Source organism: Brevibacterium picturae (genome assembly GCF_900105045.1).
In the GTDB taxonomy this organism is placed as follows: domain Bacteria; phylum Actinomycetota; class Actinomycetes; order Actinomycetales; family Brevibacteriaceae; genus Brevibacterium; species Brevibacterium picturae.
In genome coordinates this window covers 945101-967937 of sequence record NZ_LT629739.1, presented here as the reverse complement: position 1 = coordinate 967937, position 22837 = coordinate 945101, and the positions used below count along the sequence as shown (strand labels likewise).

Here is a 22837-nt window from a genome sequence, read left to right as displayed (position 1 = left end):
CTTGTCCTCCGGAACCGTATCATATACGATCTGGGTGAAAGCCAATCGAAATGAGGTGCGAGATCGATGTCGACTCCAGCGGGTGTTCCAGTCCGACCGGGCAAAATCATTGCCGTCCACGTGGCGTACGAGTCACGTTCCGCCCAGCGCGGCAAACGGCCCTCCCAGCCGTCCTATTTCCTCAAGGCCACAAGTTCCCTGGCCGCATCGGGTGATGCGATCGAGCGTCCTGTCGGAACCTCGCTGCTCGCCTTCGAAGGCGAGATCGCCATCGTCATCGGCACCGCGGCCCGCTCCGTCAGCATTGACGATGCGTGGACCTACGTCGAGGGTGTGACCGCGTCCAATGATTTCGGCCTCTACGACATCAAGGCGCCCGACAAGGGTTCGAACCTGCGCTCGAAGAGCCGCGACGGCTACACACCGCTGGGTCCCAACATCATTCCCGCCGCCGAGGCTGACCCCCAGTCCCTGCGCATCCGCACCTGGGTCAACGGCGAGGTCAAGCAGGACGACGGCACGAGTGCTGAGCAGCTGATCTTCCCCCTGACCCAGATCGTCGCTGATCTCAGCCAGCACATGACCCTCGAACCCGGTGACGTCATCCTCACCGGCACCCCTGCAGGCTCGAGCGTCGTCGCACCCGGGGACACGGTCGAAGTCGAGGTCACGGCCACCTCGGCGAGCACCGGGTCCGAGCTCAGTTCGGGACGACTCGCCACGAACGTCGTCGAGGGTTCGGGCGAATTCGATCCGAAGCTGGGGAGCGCACCGGCCGTGACCGAAGCACTGCAGGCCGATGCCTGGGGATCGCGGGAGGAAGCCGGTCTGGCGCCGGATGAATCTGCCACCGGCCCGTTGAGTGACGATCTGCGGGCCAAGCTGACTGAAGCGCCGACCGCCGGACTGTCGGCTCAGCTGCGCGCACGCGGACTGAACAACGTCGTCATCGAGGGCGTCTCGCCACTCGTCCCAGGGTCCAAGATCGTGGGCACCGCAAAGACGCTGCGCTTCGTGCCCAACCGCGAGGACCTGTTCAAATCCCACGGCGGCGGATACAACGCCCAGAAGCGAGCCTTCGACTCCCTCAAGAGCGGCGAGGTCGTCGTCATCGAAGCACGCGGCGAACCCGGCTCCGGCACACTCGGGGACGTGCTCGCGCTGCGGGCCAAGGCCCAGGGTGCGACCGGTGTCATCACCGACGGGGGAGTCCGCGACTCCGCCGAGGTGGCCGGAATCCTTCCCGTGTTCGCGACGGCGAAGAACCCCGCCGTGCTCGGACGCAAGCACGTGCCCTGGGAATCCGACGTGGCCGTGGCCTGCGGAAACGCCACCGTCCTGCCCGGTGACGTGATCGTCGGAGACGACGACGGGGTCATCGTGATTCCGAGCAGCCTCGTCGAAGAGGTCGTCGATGCGGCACTGGCCAAGGAGATCGAGGACGGATGGGTGGCCGAGCAGGTCGCCGCCGGCAACCCGATTGAGTCTCTGTTCCCACCGAAGGGCGAATGGAAAGAGAAATTCGACGCCTGGAAAGCCTCACAATGAGCACCGCTGGAACCGTCGAAGCGGAGCCGAGCTCTCTGAGCAAAGCGGAGACGGCATATCGCTGGATCCGTGAGCGCATCGCGGATCAGACCTTCGACCCGGGTCACAAGCTGGTGCTGGCTCAGATCGCACTCGAACTCGACACCTCCGTCGTTCCGGTCAGGGAGGCCATCCGCCGCCTCGAAGCCGACGGCCTCGTCACCTTCGAACGCAATGTCGGGGCCCGCGTTGCCATGGTCGACCAGAACTCCTACGCCCAGTCGATGGAGGCCGTGGCGATCCTCGAGGGTGCCGCGACCGCGCAGGCACTGGAGTTCCTGAACGAGAGCGACCTCGCCGAGGCGGATGCGATCAATGAACGCATGCGTGACCTGCTCGCCGACTTCGACCCCACCGAATTCACCCGCCTCAACCACGAATTCCACGCGGCACTGTTCCGCCGCTGCCCCAACGAACGCCTGCACAGCTTGGTGGCCGTCGAATGGGACCGCCTGGCCCACCTGCGGAACTCGACCTTCTCCTTCGTGCCCGAGCGGGCACGGGGGTCGGTCGATGAGCATGCCAGGATCGTCGCACTCATCCGGGCGGCCGCCTCGGCGGAGGAGATCGAACGGGTGGTGCGCAACCACCGCTCGACGACCCTGGCCAGCTACCAGGAAGCCCAGGCCAAAACCACAGACCCCACAGGAACCATCGACAGAGAAGAGGACAAGTCATGACCGCGTCCACGCCAGCTCCAGCGAACCTGCCGGAGAAGATCCGTCACTACATCAACGGCGAATTCGTCGATTCGATCGATGGTGAGGAATTCGACGTCATCAACCCGGTGACCAACGAGCCCTACATCAAGGCCGCCTCGGGCAAGAAAGCCGACATCGACGCAGCGGTCGCCTCGGCGAAGCAGGCCTTCGACGAAGGACCTTGGCCGTCGATGCTCCCACGTGAGCGCGCCCGCGTCCTCAACAAGATCGCCGACATCTCCGAGACCCGCAGCCAGGAATTGGCCGAGATGGAGTCCTTCGACTCCGGTCTGCCGATCACCCAGGCGAAGGGCCAGGCCAACCGTGCCGCGGAGAACTTCCGCTTCTTCGCCGATCTCATCGTCGCCCAGGTCGATGACGCCTTCAAGGTTCCCGGCCGTCAGGCCAACTACGTCAATCGCAAGCCCATCGGCGTCGCCGGCCTCATCACGCCGTGGAATACGCCGTTCATGCTCGAGTCATGGAAGCTGGCTCCCGCGATCGCGACCGGCAACTCGGTGGTGCTCAAGCCCGCCGAGTTCACCCCACTCTCAGCGTCGCTGTGGCCGGGCATCTTCGAAGAGGCCGGACTGCCCACGGGCGTGTTCAACATGGTCAACGGCTACGGTGAAGAGGGCTTCGCCGGAGACTCCCTGGTCAAGCACCCCGACGTTCCCCTCATCTCCTTCACCGGTGAGTCGAGCACGGGTCAGACGATCTTCGCCAACGCCGCTCCCTGGCTCAAGGGCCTGTCGATGGAGCTCGGCGGAAAGTCGCCTGCTGTCGTCTTCGCCGATGCTGACCTCGACACGGCGATCAACGCCACGGTCTTCGGCGTCTTCTCCCTCAACGGCGAACGCTGCACCGCCGGCTCGCGCCTCCTCGTCGAGGAATCGGTCTACGAGGAGTTCGTCGAGCGCTACGCTGCGCAGGCCAAGCGTGTGAAGGTGGGTCTGCCCTCGGATCCCACCACCGAGGTGGCCGCACTGGTCCACCCCGAGCACTACGAGAAGGTCATGTCCTACGTCGAAATCGGCAAGGAAGAGGCTCGCCTCGTCGCCGGCGGCGGCCGCCCCGAAGGGTTCGACACCGGCAACTTCGTCGAACCGACCGTGTTCGCCGACGTCACCCCCGATGCGCGGATCTTCCAGGAGGAGATCTTCGGCCCCGTCGTCGCGATCACCCCGTTCAAGTCCGATGAAGAAGCACTCCAGCTGGCCAACAACACGAAGTACGGCCTGGCCGCCTACATCTGGACGTCTGACCTCAAGCGGGCTCACAACTTCTCGCAGGCCGTCGAATCCGGCATGGTGTGGCTGAACTCGAACAACGTCCGCGACCTGCGCACCCCCTTCGGTGGTGTCAAGGCCTCGGGCCTCGGCCACGAGGGCGGCTACAGGTCGATCGACTTCTACACGGAACAGCAGTCCGTGCACATCAACCTCGGCGAGGTCCACAATCCCGTCTTCGGGAAGCAGTGAAAGGTAACTCCATGTCCCACACAATTCCCGTTCCAACAGTTCCGGCGCCGGACGTTCTGCGCTGTGCCTACATGGAGCTCGTCGTCACGGATCTGAAGAAGTCGCGCGACTTCTACGTCGATGTGCTTGATCTGCAGGTCACCGAGGAAGACGAGAACACCGTCTACCTGCGGTCGATGGAGGAGTTCATCCACCACAACTTGATCCTCCGGCAGGGACCCGTTGCCGCTGTTGCAGCGTTCTCCTACCGGGTGCGGACCCCCGAAGACGTCGACGCCGCCGAGGCGTACTACCGTGATCTCGGCTGCCCGGTTGTGCGGAAGAAGGACGGCTTCGTCAATGGCATCGGCGACTCGGTGCGCGTCCAGGATCCGTTGGGCTTCCCGTACGAATTCTTCTACGAGGTCGACCACGTCGAACGTCTGGCCTGGCGCTACGACCTGTACTCCCCGGGAGCGCTCGTCCGCATCGACCACTTCAACCAGGTCACCCCGGACGTGCCGAAGGCCGTTGACTACATGGAGAATCTGGGCTTCCGCGTCACCGAGGACATCCAGGACGCCGAGGGCGCCGTCTACGCGGCCTGGATGCGCCGTAAGCCGACCGTGCACGACACCGCGATGACCGGTGGTGACGGTCCGCGCATGCACCACGTCGCCTTCGCCACCCACGAGAAGCACAACATCCTCGCCATCTGCGACAAGCTCGGAGCGCTGCGGCTCTCCGACGCCATCGAACGCGGCCCTGGCCGCCACGGCGTCTCGAACGCGTTCTATCTCTACCTGCGCGACCCCGACGGTCACCGGGTCGAGATCTACACCCAGGACTACTACACGGGCGACCCCGACAACCCGCGCGTGACCTGGGACGTTCACGACAACCAGCGTCGCGACTGGTGGGGCAACCCGGTCGTCCCATCCTGGTACACCGATGCCTCAACGGTCCTCGACCTCGAGGGCAACCCGGTGCCGGTGACGAAGCGCACCGATGACTCCGAAATGGAGGTCACGATCGGCGCCGACGGGTTCTCCTACACCAGACGTGAGGACGCGGAATCCGACTTCGGTGAGCACTCGGGTGCCGATGACGGAGAAGCCGGATTCAAATTGGGCCACCAGCTCTGAGGAGACGCGCACATGCTCGATGAAACAACGATCGCGGCCATCGCCGACGATCTGGCGAATGCGGAGAAGAACCGGACGAAGATCGGTCTGCTCACGGCTCAGTACCCTGACATGACCGTCGAGGATTCCTACGCCGTGCAGAACGAATGGCGCCGCCGAGGTGAGGCCTCAGGGCGCAGGCTGATCGGTCATAAGATCGGCCTGACCTCGAAGCCCATGCAGCAGGCGACAGGGATCACCGAACCCGATTACGGGGCGATCTTCGCCGATCAGGTCTATGACACCGGGTCGGTCATCGACCACTCCCTGTACTCGGGTGTGCGCGTCGAAGTCGAACTCGCCTTCGTGCTCAAGGACGAACTGCGTGGACCGGACATCGGCCTCATCGACGTGCTGCGCGCCACCGAATACGTGGTGCCCGCACTCGAGGTGCTGTCCTCGCGGATCGAGATGGAGGGCCGCACCATCGTCGACACGATCTCCGACAATGCAGCCCTGGGCGCCATGGTCCTCGGCGGCAATCCGGTGGCCGTGGACGCGGTCGACCTGCGTCGGGTCGGTGCGCTGCTCTACCGCAATGAGTCGGTCGAGGACTCCGGCCTTGCCGCCGCCGTCCTCGACCACCCGGGGCGCGGAATCGTGTGGTTGGCGAACAAACTGGCCGAGCACGGTGACGTCCTCCAGGTCGGCGAGACCGTTCTGGCAGGGTCCTTCACCCGCCCCATGTGGGTCAGCCCTGGTGACACCGTCCATGCCGACTATGGAGACTTGGGAGTCATCACATGCCGTTTCAAGTAGAATTGCCGCAGACCTTCACCCAGCGTGTGGCGAAGTTGGGCGAGGGGGAGCACCTGGCAGGAATGTGGGTCTGCTCCGGCTCTCCCGTGGCCGCGGAGATCGCTGCAGCCTCGGGGATGCAGTGGGTGCTCATCGACGCCGAGCATTCGCCCATCGACCTGCAGATCACCACCAGCCTGCTCCAGGCCATGAACGGATACCCCGCGACCCCCGTCGTGCGGGTGCCCGTGAACGATCAGGTCCTCATCAAGCAGTACCTCGACCTCGGCGCGCAGAACCTGCTCGTGCCGATGATCGATACTCCTTCCGACGCCGAGGCGGCCGTGCGTTCCGTGTGTACTACCCACCTCGCGGTGTGCGCGGAGTGGGATCGGCGCTGGCACGAGCCTCCCGCTGGAACGCGGTGCCGAATTATCTCGCTCGGGCCGAGGAGCTCGTGTCCCTGACCGTGCAGATCGAATCCGCGACGGCGGTGGACAACGCCGCCGAGATCGCTACGATCGACGGGATCGACGCAGTCTTCGTCGGCCCCTCGGACCTGGCTGCATCGATGGGTCTCCTCGGGCAGCAGACGCACCCGGATGTCACCGATGCGGTGCTGCGGACCTTCGAGGCGGTCAAGGCGGCCGGCAAGCTTGTCGGCGTCAACGCCTTCGACCCTGAGCAGGCGAGAAAGTACCTTGCCGCCGGTGCCTCCTTCGTCCTCGTCGGCGCCGACGTCGGGCTGATGATGAACGGCGCCCGGGCATGGGCCGAGACCTGGGTTCAGGAATGATCGGGTTCTGAGCGACTGACTGCGACTCACGACTGACTGCGACTCACGACTGACAGCGACTCGGCGACTGATCGGCGCTGGCACCTATCTGATTCGATGCCAGCGCCGTTCTGCGTCTGCATGCGCGTGGCCGAGCCGGTCGCTGACGGCACTCGATGAACGGCGGGAAGCGGTGGCCCGGCGGACGCTGGCCCTGTTCCGGGCCGGAAGCGTCCTCGTCGATCTCATCGACACGGACCACCGCTGATCCTGCTCCTCCTACTCTCTATTTCGGCGACTTCCGGTGATGAGGAGGGCCGTGGCTCCGAGGCCGATGAGGAAGATTCCGGCGCCGATGAGCATTCCATTGCCCGTGGTGCCCGTCCGCGGCAGTTGAGCCGGCGGGGCGGGTGCTGCAGGTTCGTCAGCAACCGGTTCTGTCACGGGCTCGGCCGGCGGCGCTTCAGGTGATTCCGGTTCTTCCGGCGGGGGCGGTGGCGTCGAGGGCTCTTCAGGCGGTTCTGTCGGGGTCTCTTCCGGCGGCCGGTGCACTGTTTCGTCCGGGATGCCCCAGTCGCTCCTCCACTCCTGGTGCACGTCGTTGCCGTGAATCGTGGTCACATAGGTCACCCATCCGACGGGCATCTCGATGGCTTCGGAGCTCACCGTCGCCGTGCCGTCTTGGTCTCCGACCACGGTGATGTCCTGGGACTGGAGTTCTTTCCCGTCGGCCTCCTTCGACTGCTTCGGCTTGGTCTCGGAGTGGTATGCGGTCATCGTGATCACTGCTTCGCCGCCGGGGCGCAGCCCGCTCACTGTGACTTCGTCGTGGACTTGGTTGACCTCGAGAACCGCTTCGGTTTCGGCGCTCGGGGCCCAGGGAACAAAGCCTCTTTCCCGCGGCTGACCGTGGATGCCCCTCCATTCTTCTGTGGATTTGTCACCGGCGATGGTCTCGGTGAAATACATCCACCCGCGGAAGTCCTGGGGGACTGTGATCGCTTCGGTCCGGTGCGTGCCGTTGCCGACGTCCTTCGACGTCACCTGTGCGATCACCTCGGCGTCATCGTTCTTCTTCCCGGGCTCGGGCACCGATTGGGTCTGCCACAGTTCATGCTCGACGGTGACGGTGTGGTCGCCGACCAGGCCGGCGACGGTGAACTTGTCGGTGATCGCATCGCCGGGTTGCGGGGTCTGATCGGAGATCTCGGTGGACACGCGAGGCTGTGAGGTCATGTCGACCTTCGCCTGAGCGGAGACCGTGACGGGTTCGTCCGGGGTGATGACGCGCTGCACCCGGTTGGTCGTCTGCGGTTCGTACAGCAGGACAGACTCCGGTGCGAGGCTCGCCGAAGCCTTGGCCGTGACCGTGCCCGGTGCGTCGAGCGTGAGGGTGATGACGACGGGTTTCTCTTCGCTGGTCAGGGACTCCGGAGCGTCCGCGGCCCCGGTGGTGTCGAGAGCGATGGGGATGCCCGGGACAGCGGTGCCCGAGGCACTGGTCAGGGACACCGAGAGTGTGACCTTATTCGTTGTGGGGAGCTGGACCTTCTTGTCATCATCGTTGCCGTTCTCGACTCGTTTGAAATCACCGTCGTTTGGGCCCTGCTTGCCATATGGTTCGAGGACCGGCATATCCAGGACCGGGGTCAGGGAGACATCGAGCGTATACGGGCCCGCGAACTTCTCCGCCTCGGCCTTGATCTTGGAGAACTGCTTCGCAGCACCCGTGAACTTTTTATCCAGATCGCCTGGCTCCTGCGGCGGAATCTTGTGATCATGCGCGATCGTCTCGTCCAGTCGTGCCAGCGCGCTCAACGCCGCCTGCACATCGGCCGACTCGGACTCAGAATACTCGTGCAGCGCCCATGCGGTCTGCGCGGTGGTGATCTTCTCCGATTGCGAACCTTTGAAGTATTTGGGCAGAGGCGACTGTTTGCCGGCATCAATGCAGTAGGCATGCGTGTCCGTGAACGTTGTGTAGGCGCCGTACCAGGTCTTGCCCTGCGGAGCATGATGCCAGATGCCCGGTCCGTAGGCCTCACTGGCCTTGAGCATCGGCACTTCGCCGAGCGATGCGGGCGGCCCTTGGGCCATGGCCGGCCCGAGACCGATGAGAGAGGCCAGAGCCAGGACCAGCAGGAAGAGAGAGGAGCGGAGTGTGAAGCGTCTGCGAGTATTCATACCCCGATTCGACGATGGACGTGTCGATCCTGACCAGGGCAGAAAATCTGCCTGTGAATTCACCCGGTGGCATCCACAGGAAAACGAACATGAGTCAGCTTCGAAGCCGATGCGGGTGTGCACAGAAGGGTCCACCCATCTCCAAGTATCGCTCCAGGTCAAGACGGTCACCGGTGAGAGAGTACGGGCACCAGCCGATTTGTTCATTGCTGTCCCTCGCCGAGGTGGCCCCGAGAATGGAGGTTCGTCCACATAGCAGCGAGCTTGAGTGGACCGACATTTGTCAGGAACTGTTGCCGTTCGGCAACAGCATTCTGGGCCCGACGTCAGCCTGGGACCGTAAACTTGGCAGAGCGGTGAACTCCACACGAAGAAGGATGATATATGTCGGATCAGACGGGACCCGGAAACGGCCCCGACTCGCAGCAGCATGCACGCGCGGGAAACCCCGTGCCTCCTCGCGCGCAACCGCCTCGGGCCGCCGACCCCCGGAACCCGAATGTGCCGCCCCAGCAAGGAGCACCGCCGCAGCAGGGTCCTCCACCGCCGCAGCAGGGACCGCCGATGCAGGGACCTCCACCACAGCGCCCGAACAATGACCGGTTTCGTCCTCGCCCGCAGCAGCCCGGTCCTGGCTCGCAGGGCCCGGGCCCTCAGCCGCCACCTCGTCAGATCCCTCAACCGGGGATGAACCCGGCGTCGCAGGGCCAGGGCAACCCCCACCTCGGCGGTCCGATGAGTCAACACCAGATGCAGGGGCAACCGCCTATGCAGCAGCGCGTCTACGAACAGGCGCGATTCGCACCGACAGTGACCCAGGAGATGCGGGTCCGCGCCCGCATGCAGGCACCGCAGCAGAGGGTCTCCGACACTCCGTGGACCGGAGCCGTGCGACAGTCCCAGCCTGTGGAAGAACCAGGTTCGACGGCCAATATCATCCGTCTCGCCATCGCCATCGTGGCCGTGGTCGGACTGACAATCGGGCTGGCTGTTCTCGCTCTGGTCGGAAGTCTGAGCTTCGGCGTCAGACTCTTCGCCTTGATCGCGCTGTCGGCGATACCGCTCATCGGCATCATCGCCTATGTGCTCTGGCTCGACCGGTGGAAACCGCAGCCGAAGATCGTCCTCGGGCTCTGCCTCCTCTGGGGCGGTGTGGCCGCGGTCATCCTCACCCTCGTCTTCTCCCTCGTCAGCCAGGTCGCTCTCTACTTCGCCGGCGTCGGGGCCATGCCCGATGCTGTCGGAGCCGTCATTCAGGCGCCCATCGTCGAAGAGACGACGAAGACCGTGTTGCTCGTCGTCATCGTCCTCGCGGCCCGGCGTCACTTCGAAGGGCCCCTCGACGGACTCGTCTACGGTGCCCTCATCGGTGCCGGTTTCGCCTTCACGGAGAACGTGCTCTACCTCGGCGGCGCATGGGAGGAAGCAGCCGCAGCCGGACTGTGGCAGACCTTCGTACTTCGCTGCCTGTTCTCGCCTCTGCTGCACACCGTCTTCTGCACCTGCGCTGGTGTGACGATCGGCTTCGCCGCCCGCAAATGGCAGTGGTGGGCGATCATCCTCATGTGGTTGCCAGGCCTTTTCGTCGGCATGATCCTGCACGGCATCTGGAACGGCACCATGACTGGTCTTTCGTTGCTCGGAACGATCCCGCAGATCATCGGGCTCATCGTGCTCAGCTTCATCCTCACCACCTGTTGGGTTGTGCTCGGAATCCTCCTGCGCCGCAGCGAGCGACTCCATACCCTGAACATGCTCGGTGACTATGCGAACACAGGGTGGTTCACTCACGCCGAGGTGGACATGCTCGGAACTTGGAAGGGGCGCAAGTTCGGCAGGCAGTGGGCGAATTCCTTCCCCGGCGGCAAGGAGGAGATGCGCACCATGATCCGGACCTCCGGGGATCTCTCGACGACCCGCATGCGGCTCCTGGCCGGAGTCGGCGGTCAGAAGGAACGCGACATCGAGAGCTTCCAGCTGAAGAAGTTCTCCTCCGCCCGCGATCGCCTTCTCGCCGCGTCGAGAAGCGTGATCCGCTGACTGCCGTGATGCTCGTCGACGTCGTCATCATCGTCCTGGGGATCGCTGCGCTCTTCTCCGGGTTCCGCCAGGGATTCATCATCGGCCTCGGCACCGCCGTCGGCTTCGTGGTCGGCTGGATCCTCGGCCGAGTGCTCTCACCCTTGGTCGAAAGCCTGAGCGAAGGCACCCAGGCGATGGAGAGCCCCGGTGTCGTCATCCTCCTCGCGTCGATGCCGCTTGTCCTCAGCGTCCTGCTCGCCTTCGCCGGCAACGGAGTCGGCGCGTGGATCAAACGATCCATGGACTCGGAGCTGGGGCAGGGAATCGACTCGATCGGCGGCACTGTCACCGCCGGAGTCGTCTATGTCCTCGTCATCTGGCTGGCCGCAGGCTTCATCCGGACCACACCCTGGGTCGAACCCAACCGGTGGGTCGCCGACTCATCGGTGATTGCGGCCGTGGACCGGACGATCCCGTATTCCTCGCAGATCGCGCTGGGTGACATCTCCAAGGGTCTCAAGGCCACCGGGTTCCCGCAGGTGTTCGCTGGTCAGACGGAGCAGATTCGCGGCGTCGGCGAACCCGACTCGGCGATGGTCGACGTCGGCCGTGGCGTCGAGGAATCGGTCGTCAAGATCACGACCACTGCCACCACCTGTCCGACGGGTTCCGAAGGATCGGGGTTCGTCTATGGTGACGGACTCGTCGCCACCAACGCCCACGTCGTTGCGGGCTCAACGGACCTCGCTGTTCAGGTCGGTGGCAAGGGCAGGCCCTACCCCGCCGAGGTGGTGGAATTCGATTCCGCAGCCGACGTGGCCGTCCTGCGAGTTCCCGAGCTCGAGGCTCCCGCTCTCGACTTCGGCAATGCACTGGATCCCGGAGACGACTCCGTGGTCGCCGGATTCCCACAGAACGGGCCCTACACGATCTCACCGTCACGAGTGCGCGAGACGATCGACGCGCGGGGCCTCGACATCTACGATTCGAATTCGGTGGTGCGCGAGGTGTACTCGCTCCGCGGCATCGTCCGCGAAGGAAACTCGGGCGGCCCGCTGCTCGACGCGAACGGTGACGTGGTGGGGATGGTTTTCGCCCGGTCTGCCACCGATGAAGAAACGGGATACGCCCTCACGCGATCGGAGATCAGCGACGAGCTGCAGGCCGGAGCACAGAACCGGACCCCGCAGCGGACAGGACAGTGTACGAGCTGAGGCAGCGCACAAGCTGAGGCAGTAGACACAATGAGCCTCGCGCCCTCCGACGCTTCGACGCACCGACCGACGATCCGACGAACCGACGACTATTGGAGGTTCAGGCCGGCGACGACGGCGCGGTGGTCACTCGATCCGCGGCCGAGAACCTCGTCGGAGGTGGCCTCGAACCCGCGATAGAGGACGTGGTCGAGGCGGGTCACCGGGAAACGAGCCGGCCAGGTGAACCCGAACCCGCCGCCCGCTTCGACTCGCGAATCCTCCAGGGGAGGAGACAGGGTCGAGAAGTTGGTGTCTGTCGTGGCGGTGTTGAAATCACCGGCGACGATGACGTGCTCGGCCTCATCGGTCTCGACCTCTGTGGCCAATCTGCGGATCGCCGCATTGCGCATGGCCTCTTGGCCGGGGCGCACCGAGGGCATGTGCACGGAGTAGAACCTGATGTCGCCGTGGTCTGTCGAAATGGTGGTGGCGAAGGCCCGCGGCCACTGCAGCCCCAGGCTGATCTCTTCGGGCGCGGACATCGGCCATTTCGACCACACGCCGATGGTGTCGACGACCCGCGAATGCTCGAACGAAGAATCGAGTTCCTTGTGGATGATCTTGCCCGACAGAGATTCCAGTTCCTGGATCGTGACGATATCCGGGTCGGCGGACACGAGACTCTTCGCCGCCGCTGTGGGCTCGGGCAACCTGGCACCCACATTGTGTGTGGCGACGGTGAGGTCCGGTATGCCCTGGTCGTTAGTTGGAATCAGTGCGGAGCCGAACATCGAGGCCCAGACCACTGTCGGTACCAGAATGCCGATCGCTGACAGGAGGGAGAAGCGGATGAGGAACATGAGCAGCACAAGGGCCAGGAAGACTCCCGTCCAGGGCAGAATGCTCTCGATGAGCAGAGCAATTCCCATCCTGGCAGGCAGCAGGTTGTGGAGCAGGAGAAACGCCGCATAGGCCAAGCCGAAGATCAGCGCAGTGATCCCCTTGGTCGGGTTATGCGTCTTTCGGGGTTGAGGAGATTCCTGGTTCATCGATTAAGAATCTTAACCGCTGAATATGTCTTCAAGCTGGGTGTGTCATGCGATGTGCCTTACACGCGTCCAAGGGGATCGGCCACCAGTGAGAATCAGTCACCGGTGAGCAGTCGCGGACCACACTGTGACATCGGGATGAGTGTCATAGCGGTAACCCGAGCCCCTCATCGTGCGAATCACCGAAGAGTACTCTCCCAGGCGCCTGCGCAGGCGCCTGATATGCACGTCAACAGTCCTCTCATCAGGAACTTCGCCGCCCGACCAGACGGCAGTGATGAGATCTTCACGAGGCAGAGTCGAATCGGCATGCGAAACGAGAGTCGCAAGAAGATCGAACTCCTTGGTCGTGACATCGATGAGATCGCCGTCGATGCGAACCTCGCGGCGGGGGATGTCGATGCGCAGGCGCTCGGCGGTTCCGTTCTGGAAATTCCCATCGAAACGGGATCCGAAGCCTCCCGTGGGCGCGGCTTCGCCGATGCCCTGATCGGCCTCACGGCGCAGAGCCGGCGGATGGATGCGGCTGGGGATGCGCGAGCGGACCGGGCCGTGCGTTCCTGCCGGGGTGCCCGTGGCAGCGGGGGAGCCGTTGGCCACAGCGCGCACGGCATCGATGTCGTTGCCGCGACCTTCCGGCGCCAGAGCGATGACCGCCTGGGTCTCTGCCTGGGAGGCCAATTCCTTCGCGTAGGCCTGCAGCTCGCCTGCGATGGCGGACAGATTGGTCCCATCGGCGGCCGCTTTGGACTCGTCGAGGCCGATGTAGACGATGATTCCGCGCGCTGCCTTCGGCGAGGCCACGACACCGGCGGGGCCGAAGGTGTGGGGCGGGTTCTGCGGGTCTACTGCACTCAACCTGGCTCCTGCACGACGGACGGCAGCTGCGCTGCGTGGATGTGCGTACGCTGGTTCTGGATTCGACATGGCTGTCCTTTGCTTCGACCTGAAAGGCCGTTGTGACTGAATGAGTCCGCTGCGGAGGGTGCGTGTACTCGTTCGAGGCCGGACAGCGGAGGGACGGTTACCGACAACGAACGCAGGGCATACACATGCCTGCGGGGCGCATTCGCGTCTGGTGCGTCGTGGAAGTCATGGCTTCATTATTTGTCATAAAACTCGCAAGTTGCAAAGGAAAGCCCGAAAATGAGACGAGTGTGACGAAATATGACAAGAAATCGTCACGATCTCCGGCTCAGCTCAGTCGACGATTCCGTACATCCGGTCACCGGCGTCACCGAGGCCCGGGACGATGTAGCCCTTCTCATTGAGCCTCTCGTCGAGCGCGGCCGTGTAGATCTCGACGTTCGCGGACTCCGCGTAATCCTTCTCGATCCGTTCGACACCCTCCGGGGCGCTGACGAGGCAGACCGCGGTGACGTCCCTGGCGCCTCGGGCGAGGAGGAAGTCGATGGCCATGGCCAAGGTTCCACCCGTCGCCAGCATGGGATCGACGACGAAGATCTGCCGCCCGCTGAGATCATCGGGCAGACGATCCGCGTAGGCGCTGGGCTCGAAGGTCTCCTCATCGCGGACCATCCCCAGGAAGCCGACTTCGGCGGTGGGGAGGATGCGCAGCATGCCGTCGAGCATGCCCAGGCCCGCGCGCAGAATCGGGACGACGACAGGTCGGGGCTCGGCCAGGCGCGTGCCGGTGAACGTCGTGACGGGGGTCGTGATCTCCTTGTCCTCGACGGCCACCGACCGCGTAGCCTCGTAGGCGAGAAGCATCACGAGCTCTTCGGTGAGCTGACGGAACCGAGCGGAATCGGTGCTCCGGTCACGCAGGACGCTGAGTTTGTGGGCGATGAGCAGATGATCGGCTACATGAAGGCGCATAAGAGAAATGGTACGGAACTTTTCATCTTCGCGCGTCGGGCTGTGGTGAAAGGACTCCGAAGCCGTCACAATGGAGGCATGTCCTACTTCACTGAGATCCTTGCCGAATCAAGCGATGGTTTTCGTGCGCTCGATGTCGATGTTCGGGATGCCTCCGACCTCGACAGCCTCGTCGACATGATGCAAGCCGCCGGGGCGGAAGACGGCGAATCGGTCGCGGTCATCGAACACGAGGACGAATGGTTCGGGCTCGTGCGAGTCTGCGACAACAACGAGGTCAAGGTCTTCCTGTCCGACCTTCGTGCCGTCGAGCTCAGCCCCTTCGCAGAGATCTTCGCCGATTTCCTCGATGCGCAGCCCGACGCCTATGAGGCGGAGCCAGAAGAGGAGTTCGGCCTCGAAGAAGACGAGACTGCAGATGACGATGACGACGACGATGAGGACGTCGCAATGCTCGAGTTCGACGCCGACGCCGAATGGGCAGGCGATGCCGAGATCTATGCCGACCGTGGGGTCCTCGCCGCTGATCTCATCGAGCAGGTGGAGAAGTACCGCTCCGATCCTGCCCGCGTCGTCGCCCACGTCGGCGAGACCGTCGGGTTCGCCGACCAGCTCGAGGCCGCCCGCTGAGCTCACCGGAGGAGAGTGCGGAACTCGGCTTCGGCGCTCACGCGCATTTCCAGGGCTGGATGGCACTCGCCCTCGCCGAGGCGGCCCTGGCCGGCGAGCATGACGACGTTCCCGTCGGGGCCGTGGTCCTCGACGGCGACGGTTCGGTGATCGGGCGCGGTCACAATCGACGCGAGGTCGATCAGGATCCGCTCGGGCATGCCGAGCTCATGGCGCTGCGCAACGCCGCCGAGGCGACCGGGCGCTGGCGCCTCGACGGCTGCACCCTTGTGGCCACCCTGGAGCCCTGTGTGATGTGCGCCGGCGCTGTGGTCGGATCGCGGATTGCTCGGGTCGTCTACGGTGCATTCGATGAGAAGGCCGGCGCTGCAGGGTCCGTCTGGGATCTGCTGCGAGACCGTGCGGCCCTGCATCACCCCGAGGTCTACTCCGGAGTCGCGGCGAGTAAGTGCAGTGCGCTGCTCAGTGATTTCTTTGCCGCGAAGCGGGGGAGCCCCGCTGGTTGAGCGAGGCTGCGAGGTGACATCAGAACAGTGGCTCAGGTCACTGCCTCTCGATTTGGACGCCACCCGGGCATAACTGTAATGTTGTCCGCGGTGGCGTGTCCGAGCGGCCGAAGGTGCGACACTCGAAATGTCGTGTAGGGCATCCCCCTACCGTGGGTTCAAATCCCACCGCCACCGCCGCTGTGCAAGGCCCCGAACGCCCTGGTCAAACAGGATGTTCGGGGCCTTTGCCATTTCACCATCGCCGGCCTCTGGCTTGACGTTCCGCCTTGTCTGCCGCCGCGAGGCCCTCTCTGCCCCCGATGGTGGGCGTCGGCTCGGCATTTGCGATGATGGCGTGTGGCCGAGAGGGGGCGAGCTGGCCGTTGTCAATCAGTGTGATCAAGCTGTGATCGTTGACACATTATGCAAAACAGACTTAACTGGTCAGTCGGAACGGAAGTGTTCTTCCATGATGTGAAAAGAAGATTCTATTATGGAGTGGTTTCTGTTCCTCTGCGCATGTTCAAGGCGCATGGCCGTCGACGATGATGCCGGCGGCTGATCAAATCGAACAACTAGAGGTGGTCCATGAAAATGGCTGACAACGACCAAGGGCGGGATACGACAACCGCCCCCGAAAGCACCGGGAGTCCGGGCTTGCTCGACAGATTCTTCGAAATCACATCGCGTGGCTCCTCGATCAAGCAGGAGATTCGCGGAGGCATCGTCGCCTTCGTTGCGATGGCCTACATCGTCGTCCTCAACCCGCTCATCCTGGGCGGATCTCAGGACGTCGCGGGCGGGTCGCTCGACTTCGCCCAGTTGACCGCGGTCACCGGCCTCATCGCCGGCGTCATCACGATCCTGTTCGGAGTCGTCGCGAAGCTCCCGTTCGCTCTCGCCGCGGGACTGGGCATGAACAGCTTCCTAGCCGTCTCGGTGGTCCAGGAGGTCACCTGGGCCGAGGCCATGGGGCTCGTGGTCATCAACGGCGTCATCATCGTCGTGCTCGGAGCCACCGGTATCCGCACAGCGATCTTCAACGCCGTGCCCCATGCCCTCAAGGTCGCGATCACGGTCGGCATCGGCCTGTTCATCGCGTTCATCGGCTTTGTCAACTCCGGGTTCGTCACCCGCACTCCGGAAGGACCACCGGTCCAGCTGGGCCAGAACGGGTCGATCGCGTCCCTGCCCACGGCGGTGTTCCTGTTCGCCCTGATCCTCATCGGCATCCTCGTCGCGCGCAAGGTGCCGGGCGGAATCCTCATCGGCATGGTCGTGGCCACGATCGTCGCGATGGTCATCCAGGCCTTCGCGAAGCTGGGCACCGTGGGTGACCCGGTCAACCCGGACCCCGTGGGCTGGAACCTCTCCGCCCCCGAGATCCCCAGCCAGATCCTCGCTCTGCCGGACTTCTCCCTCATCGGAGCCTTCGATCTCGTCGGATCCTTTGAGCGCATCGGCGTGCTCGCGGCCACGATGCTGGTCTTCACCCTGGTGTTCACGAACTTCTTCGACGCCATGGGCACGATGACCGGCCTGGCTCGCAGCGCCGGACTGCAGACCTCTGATGGAATGTTCCCCCGCATCCGCGGCGCATTCGTCGTCGAGGGCCTCGGTGCCGTCGCAGGTGGTGGAGCCTCCGCCTCGTCGAACACCGTGTTCGTCGACGCAGCGGCCGGCATCGCCGAAGGCGCGCGCACCGGACTCGCCGCCTGCGTCACCGGCGGGCTGTTCCTGGTCTCGATGTTCTTCGCACCACTCATCGGAGTCATTCCGATGGAGGCCGGAGCCGCAGCGCTCGTCGTCGTCGGCGCCATGATGGTCACGCAGATCCGCGAGATCGACATGAGCGACTTCCGCACCTCGCTGCCGGTGTTCCTGACCATGGTCACGATGCCGCTGACCTACTCGATCGCCAACGGAATCGGCGTCGGATTCATCTCCTGGGCCCTCATCCACGCGATGAGCAAGCGCGGCCGGGACGTGCACTGGCTCCTCTGGGTCGTGTCGGCAGGATTCGTGCTGTACTTCGTTCGCGGACCGATATCGGCTATGTTGGGTGGATGAGTGAAATGATTGGACATCTTGCTTGGGGAAAGGGCCAGATCGCACACGGCGATTGAGAGCCCGTCAGTCGCTGCACTGACGGGTCACCCAGCCAACTGGGCCACCCCGTCACCTCGACACCACGTTCTTCGCTGCTGTTCGCATGGATAACCAGAAGTTTCGAAGAACGAAGCAATTGTTCCAACCATGCACTGTGCGCCGCAGAGACGAGGCGCAGGAGGTAAGTGCGATGTCTGCCCCGGCAACACAACGTTCCACCGCCCAGATTTCGGTGAACTCGACAGCTCACGAATTCGACGGGCCCCCACATACCAATGCCCTGGACTTTCTCCGCGGAGTCGGCCTCACCGCAGCCAAGGAAGGCTGCGCCGAAGGCGAATGCGGGGCCTGCGCGATCATGGTCGCCCGCCCCGACGCCGATGGGTCAACCCGCTGGACCTCGATCAACTCGTGCCTGCTGCCCGCCGCCGCACTCGATGGCCAAGAGGCCATCACGGCCGAGGGCCTCGCCGAGGGCGAGAGCGTCCACCCGGTCCAGGAAGAGATGGCCGTGCGCGGCGGATCCCAATGCGGATACTGCACCCCCGGCTTCATCTGCTCCATGGCCGCCGAATATTATCGGCCCGAACGTGCCGCCGACGCCGCCGACCATCACTGCGGTCCCAACGGCTTCGACATCCACTCCCTGTCCGGCAACCTCTGCCGCTGCACCGGCTACCGCCCCATCCGCGACGCCGCCTACGCGCTCGGCCAGCCCGAACCCGGCGACCGGGTCGCGGCGCGACGCGAGCAGCCGGCACCCGCCTCGGCGAACACGGACATCCACCGAGCCGATACGGCCACCGGTGAACCGGGACGCTATCGTCGCCCGTCCACCATCGCCGAGGCGCTCGACATCCTGGCGGGCGAACCCGAGGTTCTCGTCGTCGCCGGCGCCACCGACTGGGGCGTCGAGGTCAACATCAAGGGCGCACGCGCCAAATCGATGCTCGCCATCGACCGCCTGCCCGAACTGCGCACCATCGCCCGCACCGACGAGTACATCGAACTCGGTGCTGCTCAGACCCTGAGTGAACTCGAACGCGAACTCGCCGGCTCGATCCCGCTGCTGGGCAAACTGATCCCGCAGTTCGCCTCCCGCCTCATCCGCAACGCCGCCACCATCGGCGGAAACCTCGGCACGGGATCACCCATCGGTGACACCCCGCCGGCACTCCTGGCCTTGGACGCACAGCTCGTGCTCACCTCGGCGAGGGGGTCACGGGTCGTGGATCTGGCCGAGTACTTCACCGGCTACCGGCAGACCGTGCGCAGCGCGGACGAACTCATCACCGCAGTTCGCATCCCGCTGCCGCTGTCGCCGATGACCTCGTTCCAGAAGATCGCGAAGCGCCGCTTCGACGACATCTCCTCGGTCGCGATCGGCTATGCCGTGAACGTCGAGGACCAGGTCGTGACCAAAGCTCGGATCGGTCTGGGCGGCGTGGCTGCCACCCCCTTGCGGGCCACAGCCACCGAGGCTCTGCTGGAAGGGTCACCCTGGACTTTGGAGACCGTGCACGGTGCGGCCGAGACGTTGGCCGCCGAAGGCACCCCGATGGATGATCACCGGGCGAGTGCGAAGTACCGGACCGCGATGCTGCGGTCCTCGTTGGAACGTTTCTTTGCCGAACAGGAGGCAGGACGATGAGCCAGCTGTCACAGCGGCCCACCGACCCCATCGTCGGTGAGTCCCACCACCACGAAAGCGCCTTCGGTCACGTCACCGGAGCGGCCCTCTACACCGATGACCTCGTCGGACGTCTCGCGGGGGTTCTCCACGCCTACCCGGTGCAGTCGACTCAGGCGCATGCGAAGCTGAAGAGCGTCGACATCGACGGCGCCTACCAGGTGCCAGGGGTCGTGCGCGTGATCACCGCCGCCGACATCCCCGGCGTCAATGATCAGGGCGTCAAACACGACGAGCCGATGCTGCCCGTCGACGAGGTGATGTTCTACGGTCAGCCCGTCGCCTGGGTCCTCGGCAACGATCTCGAAGCCGCGAAGGCCGGGGCCGCGGCCGTGGCCGTGGACTACGAGACCTTGCCCTCACTCGTCACCGTCACCGAGGCGATCGAGGCCAACAGCTTCCACGGCGTCCAGCCCGTCATCGACAAGGGCGACGCCACCGGAGCCTTCGCCGATGCCGCGCATGTGTTCGAAGGCGAATTCGAGCTCGCCGGCCAGGAGCACTTCTACCTCGAGACCCAGGCCTCCCTGGCCCATGTCGATGAGAGCGGGCAGATCTTCGTCCAGTGCTCGACGCAGCATCCCACCGAGACGCAGGACATCGTCTCCCACGTCCTCGGGGTCCCCGCCCACGAGGTGACCGTCCAATGCCTGCGCATGGGCGGCGGCTTCGGCGGCAAGGAGATGCAGCCCCACGGCTACGCCGCGCTCGCGGCCCTCGGCGCCAAGCTCACCGGTCGCCCCGTGCGGTTGAGGCTCAACCGCACGCTCGACATCACGATGACCGGCAAGCGCCACGGCTTCCACTCGTCCTGGAAGATCGGCTTCACCGAAGAGGGCAAGATATTGGCCCTCGACGCGACGCTGACCGCCGACGGCGGGTGGAGTCTCGACCTGTCCGAGCCCGTGCTGACCAGGGCCATGTGCCATATCGACAACAGCTATTGGGTGCCCAACATCCGCGTCGCCGGGCGGATTGCGAAGTGCAACAAGACCTCGCAGACCGCCTTCCGCGGATTCGGCGGCCCCCAGGGCATGCTGGTGATGGAGGACATCCTCGGTCGAGTCGCCCCGAAGTTGGGACTGAGCGCCCGTGAACTGCGCCGCCGCAACTTCTACCAGGCCGGCCAGGATACCCCGTACTACCAGCCCGTGCGCCACCCCGAGAGGATGGAGGCCGCCTGGGACCAGGTCGTGACCAGTGCCGAGGTGGAGGCTCGGGAGGCAGAGATCGCTGAGTTCAACGCTCGGAGCCCACACGTCAAACGCGGCCTCGCACTGACCCCGGTGAAGTTCGGGATCTCGTTCAACCTCACGGCCTTCAACCAGGGCGGTGCCCTCGTGCTCGTGTACAAGGACGGCTCCGTCCTCGTCACCCACGGCGGCACCGAAATGGGGCAGGGCCTGCACATGAAGATGCTGCAGGTCGCGGCCACCACCCTCGGGGTGCCCCTGTCCACGGTCCGCCTCGCGCCCACGAGAACGGACAAGGTCCCCAACACCTCGGCGACGGCGGCGAGCTCCGGCACCGATCTCAACGGCGGTGCGGTCAAGGACGCCTGCGAGCAGATCCTGGGCCGCCTGACGCAGGTGGCCGCGGGAATCCTCGGAGCGCCCGCCCACGAAGTCACCGTCAGCCGCGGCATCGTCAGCGCGTTGTCATCGAAGAAGACGGTGACCTGGGAGGAGCTCATCAACGCCGCCTACTTCCAGCGGATCCAGCTCTCAGCATCGGGGTTCTACCGGACCGAGGGACTGCACTGGGACCTGTCGATCATGACCGGGGAGCCCTTCAAGTACTTCGCCTACGGCGCCGCCGTGAGCGAGGTCGAGGTCAACCGCTTCGACGGCTCCTACGAGCTGCGTCGCGTCGACATCGTCCACGACGTCGGCGATTCGCTGTCACCGCTGATCGACCTCGGGCAGGTCGAAGGCGGATTCGTCCAGGGTGCCGGATGGCTCACCCTTGAGGACCTGCGCTGGGATGCCTCCGACAAGCCCAGCCGAGGTCGCTTGGCCACCCAGGCCGCGAGCACGTACAAGATCCCCAGCTTCTCCGAAGCCCCGGAGGTCTTCAACGTCTCGCTGCTGGACAAGGCGCACGAAGAGGGCGCCGTCTACGGTTCCAAGGCCGTGGGCGAACCCCCGCTGATGCTCGCATTCTCCGTCCGCGAGGCCCTGCGGGATGCCGTGGCCGCCTTCGGCACGGGTTCGGCGGCCGGTGAGGCAGGCCCGTCGGTCGAGTTGGCCTCACCGGCGACACCAGAGGCCGTGTTCTGGGCCATCGAATCGGTGCGTTCGCAGCCCACCGGCGATGCTGTCGCCCCGGGCAGCGCAGTGCAGGCAGACGCTGTTCCGGGGGACCAGGAAGGCGTCAGTGTCCCGTCATGACTTGGATGGACACAGCGGCCGAGCTTCGTGCTTCTCGAGTCCCGGCCGTCCTCGTCACTCTCGCCGCGGTCCGCGGGCACGCCCCGCGTGAGGCCGGAGCGAAGCTGATCGTCACCGCCGATGACCTACATGGGACCATCGGCGGCGGCAATCTGGAGATGACGGCCGTCACCCGCGCCCGCGAGATCCTCGCATCCGAGTCGTCGTCCGCACCCGAGATGCTCACGCTGCGGCTCAACGACAAGGCACCGGCCAAATACGGGCGCCAATGCTGCGGCGGGGAGGTTAACGTGCTGCTCGAGCCGCTGCCCGTGCCCGCCTCGGTGGCGATCTTCGGGATCGGCAACATCGGTCTCGAACTGACCCGGATCCTGGCCCGTCACGACATCGACGTCCACGTCAGCGACTCCCGTCCCGAGCATCTCGAGGAGCTCGACCGTCTGGAGCCGCCGGTGGCGGCGATTCATCGTGAGTTCGCCGTCGTCGGCGAGGAGGTGCTGACCGTCCTGCCGGCGGGCACGCACGTCCTCATCATGACGCACGACCACGCCGAGGATCTGCACCTCTGCGATGCGGCGCTGACCCGCGGCGACCTGGGCTCCATCGGGCTCATCGGCTCGAGCGCCAAATGGCAGCGGTTCAGAAAGAACCTCATCGCCGAAGGCCACACTCCCGAAACCGTCGACACCATCGACTGCCCCATCGGTCTGTCCGATCTGCCCGGAAAGCAGCCGGCGACGATCGCTCTCAGCGTCGCCGCCGACCTGCTGACCCGCATGGGCTGACCCGACGCGT

Annotated in this window: 17 protein-coding genes, 1 tRNA gene and 1 pseudogene; 15 read left to right on the top strand and 4 right to left on the bottom strand. The window is 64.8% G+C overall.

All coding sequences use genetic code 11. The features are described from left to right. Nucleotides 1-66: 66 nt before the first annotated feature. The 6 genes and pseudogenes from BLT92_RS04560 to BLT92_RS04535 all read left to right on the top strand — a co-directional run bounded on the left by BLT92_RS04560 (nucleotide 67) and on the right by BLT92_RS04535 (nucleotide 6466). On the top strand, nucleotides 67-1548 hold the full coding sequence (locus tag BLT92_RS04560; protein WP_092103562.1) for a fumarylacetoacetate hydrolase family protein: 1482 nt from the start codon (nucleotides 67-69) through the stop codon (nucleotides 1546-1548). Further along, nucleotides 1545-2267 (top strand): GntR family transcriptional regulator, encoded by a 723-nt coding sequence (locus BLT92_RS04555; protein ID WP_092103560.1) that lies wholly within the window; start codon nucleotides 1545-1547, stop codon nucleotides 2265-2267. The genes BLT92_RS04560 and BLT92_RS04555 overlap by 4 nt, the downstream gene beginning before the upstream one ends. Then, nucleotides 2264-3769, top strand: a complete 1506-nt coding sequence (gene hpaE, locus BLT92_RS04550; RefSeq protein WP_092103558.1) for a 5-carboxymethyl-2-hydroxymuconate semialdehyde dehydrogenase — start codon at nucleotides 2264-2266, stop codon at nucleotides 3767-3769. Before BLT92_RS04555 ends, hpaE begins: the two co-directional genes overlap by 4 nt. Nucleotides 3770-3780: 11 nt before the next feature. Next, complete coding sequence (gene hpaD, locus BLT92_RS04545) at nucleotides 3781-4893, top strand: 3,4-dihydroxyphenylacetate 2,3-dioxygenase (protein WP_092103556.1); 1113 nt, start codon at nucleotides 3781-3783, stop codon at nucleotides 4891-4893. A gap of 12 nt (nucleotides 4894-4905) precedes the next feature. Next, nucleotides 4906-5691, top strand: coding sequence for a fumarylacetoacetate hydrolase family protein (locus tag BLT92_RS04540; RefSeq protein ID WP_092103554.1), 786 nt, complete (start codon nucleotides 4906-4908; stop codon nucleotides 5689-5691). Continuing rightward, nucleotides 5676-6466 (top strand): annotated as a pseudogene (locus BLT92_RS04535) (HpcH/HpaI aldolase family protein). The gene BLT92_RS04540 and the pseudogene BLT92_RS04535 overlap by 16 nt, the downstream one beginning before the upstream one ends. 258 nt (nucleotides 6467-6724) lie before the next feature. Here BLT92_RS04535 and BLT92_RS04530 read toward each other — a convergent pair. Further along, nucleotides 6725-8629 carry an LPXTG cell wall anchor domain-containing protein gene (locus BLT92_RS04530; protein WP_092103552.1) on the bottom strand — a complete coding sequence of 635 codons (1905 nt, stop codon included), beginning with the start codon at nucleotides 8627-8629 and terminating at the stop codon, nucleotides 6725-6727. A 687-nt stretch (nucleotides 8630-9316) separates the two neighbouring features. Between BLT92_RS04530 and BLT92_RS04525 the strand changes: the two genes are divergently transcribed. Together BLT92_RS04525 and BLT92_RS04520 are read left to right on the top strand one after the other, a co-directional pair. After that, complete coding sequence (locus BLT92_RS04525; RefSeq protein WP_231939141.1) at nucleotides 9317-10669, top strand: PrsW family intramembrane metalloprotease; 1353 nt, start codon at nucleotides 9317-9319, stop codon at nucleotides 10667-10669. Between the two features lie 8 nt (nucleotides 10670-10677). Next, nucleotides 10678-11865, top strand: coding sequence for a MarP family serine protease (locus BLT92_RS04520; RefSeq protein ID WP_172802654.1), 1188 nt, complete (start codon nucleotides 10678-10680; stop codon nucleotides 11863-11865). A gap of 89 nt (nucleotides 11866-11954) precedes the next feature. On the opposite strand, the gene BLT92_RS04515 is transcribed toward BLT92_RS04520, so the two are convergent. The 3 genes from BLT92_RS04515 to upp all read right to left on the bottom strand — a co-directional run bounded on the left by BLT92_RS04515 (nucleotide 11955) and on the right by upp (nucleotide 14735). After that, nucleotides 11955-12896, bottom strand: coding sequence for an endonuclease/exonuclease/phosphatase family protein (locus BLT92_RS04515; protein ID WP_092103546.1), 942 nt, complete (start codon nucleotides 12894-12896; stop codon nucleotides 11955-11957). Nucleotides 12897-12995: 99 nt separating this feature from the next. Then, complete coding sequence (locus BLT92_RS04510; RefSeq protein ID WP_092103544.1) at nucleotides 12996-13823, bottom strand: winged helix-turn-helix transcriptional regulator; 828 nt, start codon at nucleotides 13821-13823, stop codon at nucleotides 12996-12998. Nucleotides 13824-14096: 273 nt separating this feature from the next. Then, on the bottom strand, nucleotides 14097-14735 hold the full coding sequence (upp, locus tag BLT92_RS04505) for a uracil phosphoribosyltransferase (RefSeq protein ID WP_092103542.1): 639 nt from the start codon (nucleotides 14733-14735) through the stop codon (nucleotides 14097-14099). A gap of 78 nt (nucleotides 14736-14813) precedes the next feature. Between upp and BLT92_RS04500 the strand changes: the two genes are divergently transcribed. The 7 genes from BLT92_RS04500 (at nucleotide 14814) to xdhC (ending at nucleotide 22827) form a co-directional block, all read left to right on the top strand. Further along, nucleotides 14814-15365 carry a tRNA adenosine deaminase-associated protein gene (locus BLT92_RS04500; protein ID WP_092103540.1) on the top strand — a complete coding sequence of 184 codons (552 nt, stop codon included), beginning with the start codon at nucleotides 14814-14816 and terminating at the stop codon, nucleotides 15363-15365. 59 nt (nucleotides 15366-15424) lie between these two features. Continuing rightward, nucleotides 15425-15871 carry a nucleoside deaminase gene (locus BLT92_RS04495; RefSeq protein WP_092103538.1) on the top strand — a complete coding sequence of 149 codons (447 nt, stop codon included), beginning with the start codon at nucleotides 15425-15427 and terminating at the stop codon, nucleotides 15869-15871. 89 nt (nucleotides 15872-15960) lie between these two features. Continuing rightward, nucleotides 15961-16048 (top strand) — tRNA-Ser (locus tag BLT92_RS04490). A gap of 399 nt (nucleotides 16049-16447) precedes the next feature. Next, a complete protein-coding gene (locus tag BLT92_RS04485) occupies nucleotides 16448-17923 on the top strand; it encodes an NCS2 family permease (RefSeq protein ID WP_092103535.1) in 1476 nt (491 codons plus the stop codon). Nucleotides 17924-18152: 229 nt separating this feature from the next. Further along, nucleotides 18153-19613 (top strand): xanthine dehydrogenase small subunit, encoded by a 1461-nt coding sequence (locus BLT92_RS04480; RefSeq protein WP_092103533.1) that lies wholly within the window; start codon nucleotides 18153-18155, stop codon nucleotides 19611-19613. After that, complete coding sequence (xdhB, locus tag BLT92_RS04475; RefSeq protein WP_092103531.1) at nucleotides 19610-22042, top strand: xanthine dehydrogenase molybdopterin binding subunit; 2433 nt, start codon at nucleotides 19610-19612, stop codon at nucleotides 22040-22042. The genes BLT92_RS04480 and xdhB overlap by 4 nt, the downstream gene beginning before the upstream one ends. Then, nucleotides 22039-22827 carry a xanthine dehydrogenase accessory protein XdhC gene (gene xdhC, locus BLT92_RS04470; protein ID WP_172802550.1) on the top strand — a complete coding sequence of 263 codons (789 nt, stop codon included), beginning with the start codon at nucleotides 22039-22041 and terminating at the stop codon, nucleotides 22825-22827. The genes xdhB and xdhC overlap by 4 nt, the downstream gene beginning before the upstream one ends. Nucleotides 22828-22837 lie beyond the last annotated feature (10 nt).

Coding starts and splice junctions, on each gene's coding strand:
- BLT92_RS04510 (WP_092103544.1), bottom strand. CDS start 13,823: ATGTCGAATCCAGAACCAGCGTACGCACATCCACGCAGCGCAGCTGCC.
- BLT92_RS04540 (WP_092103554.1), top strand. CDS start 4,906: ATGCTCGATGAAACAACGATCGCGGCCATCGCCGACGATCTGGCGAAT.
- hpaD (WP_092103556.1), top strand. CDS start 3,781: ATGTCCCACACAATTCCCGTTCCAACAGTTCCGGCGCCGGACGTTCTG.
- hpaE (WP_092103558.1), top strand. CDS start 2,264: ATGACCGCGTCCACGCCAGCTCCAGCGAACCTGCCGGAGAAGATCCGT.
- xdhB (WP_092103531.1), top strand. CDS start 19,610: ATGAGCCAGCTGTCACAGCGGCCCACCGACCCCATCGTCGGTGAGTCC.
- xdhC (WP_172802550.1), top strand. CDS start 22,039: ATGACTTGGATGGACACAGCGGCCGAGCTTCGTGCTTCTCGAGTCCCG.
- BLT92_RS04480 (WP_092103533.1), top strand. CDS start 18,153: ATGTCTGCCCCGGCAACACAACGTTCCACCGCCCAGATTTCGGTGAAC.
- upp (WP_092103542.1), bottom strand. CDS start 14,735: ATGCGCCTTCATGTAGCCGATCATCTGCTCATCGCCCACAAACTCAGC.
- BLT92_RS04500 (WP_092103540.1), top strand. CDS start 14,814: ATGTCCTACTTCACTGAGATCCTTGCCGAATCAAGCGATGGTTTTCGT.
- BLT92_RS04495 (WP_092103538.1), top strand. CDS start 15,425: ATGGCACTCGCCCTCGCCGAGGCGGCCCTGGCCGGCGAGCATGACGAC.
- BLT92_RS04515 (WP_092103546.1), bottom strand. CDS start 12,896: ATGAACCAGGAATCTCCTCAACCCCGAAAGACGCATAACCCGACCAAG.
- BLT92_RS04520 (WP_172802654.1), top strand. CDS start 10,678: ATGCTCGTCGACGTCGTCATCATCGTCCTGGGGATCGCTGCGCTCTTC.
- BLT92_RS04530 (WP_092103552.1), bottom strand. CDS start 8,629: ATGAATACTCGCAGACGCTTCACACTCCGCTCCTCTCTCTTCCTGCTG.
- BLT92_RS04525 (WP_231939141.1), top strand. CDS start 9,317: ATGAACCCGGCGTCGCAGGGCCAGGGCAACCCCCACCTCGGCGGTCCG.
- BLT92_RS04555 (WP_092103560.1), top strand. CDS start 1,545: ATGAGCACCGCTGGAACCGTCGAAGCGGAGCCGAGCTCTCTGAGCAAA.
- BLT92_RS04560 (WP_092103562.1), top strand. CDS start 67: ATGTCGACTCCAGCGGGTGTTCCAGTCCGACCGGGCAAAATCATTGCC.
- BLT92_RS04485 (WP_092103535.1), top strand. CDS start 16,448: ATGGCTGACAACGACCAAGGGCGGGATACGACAACCGCCCCCGAAAGC.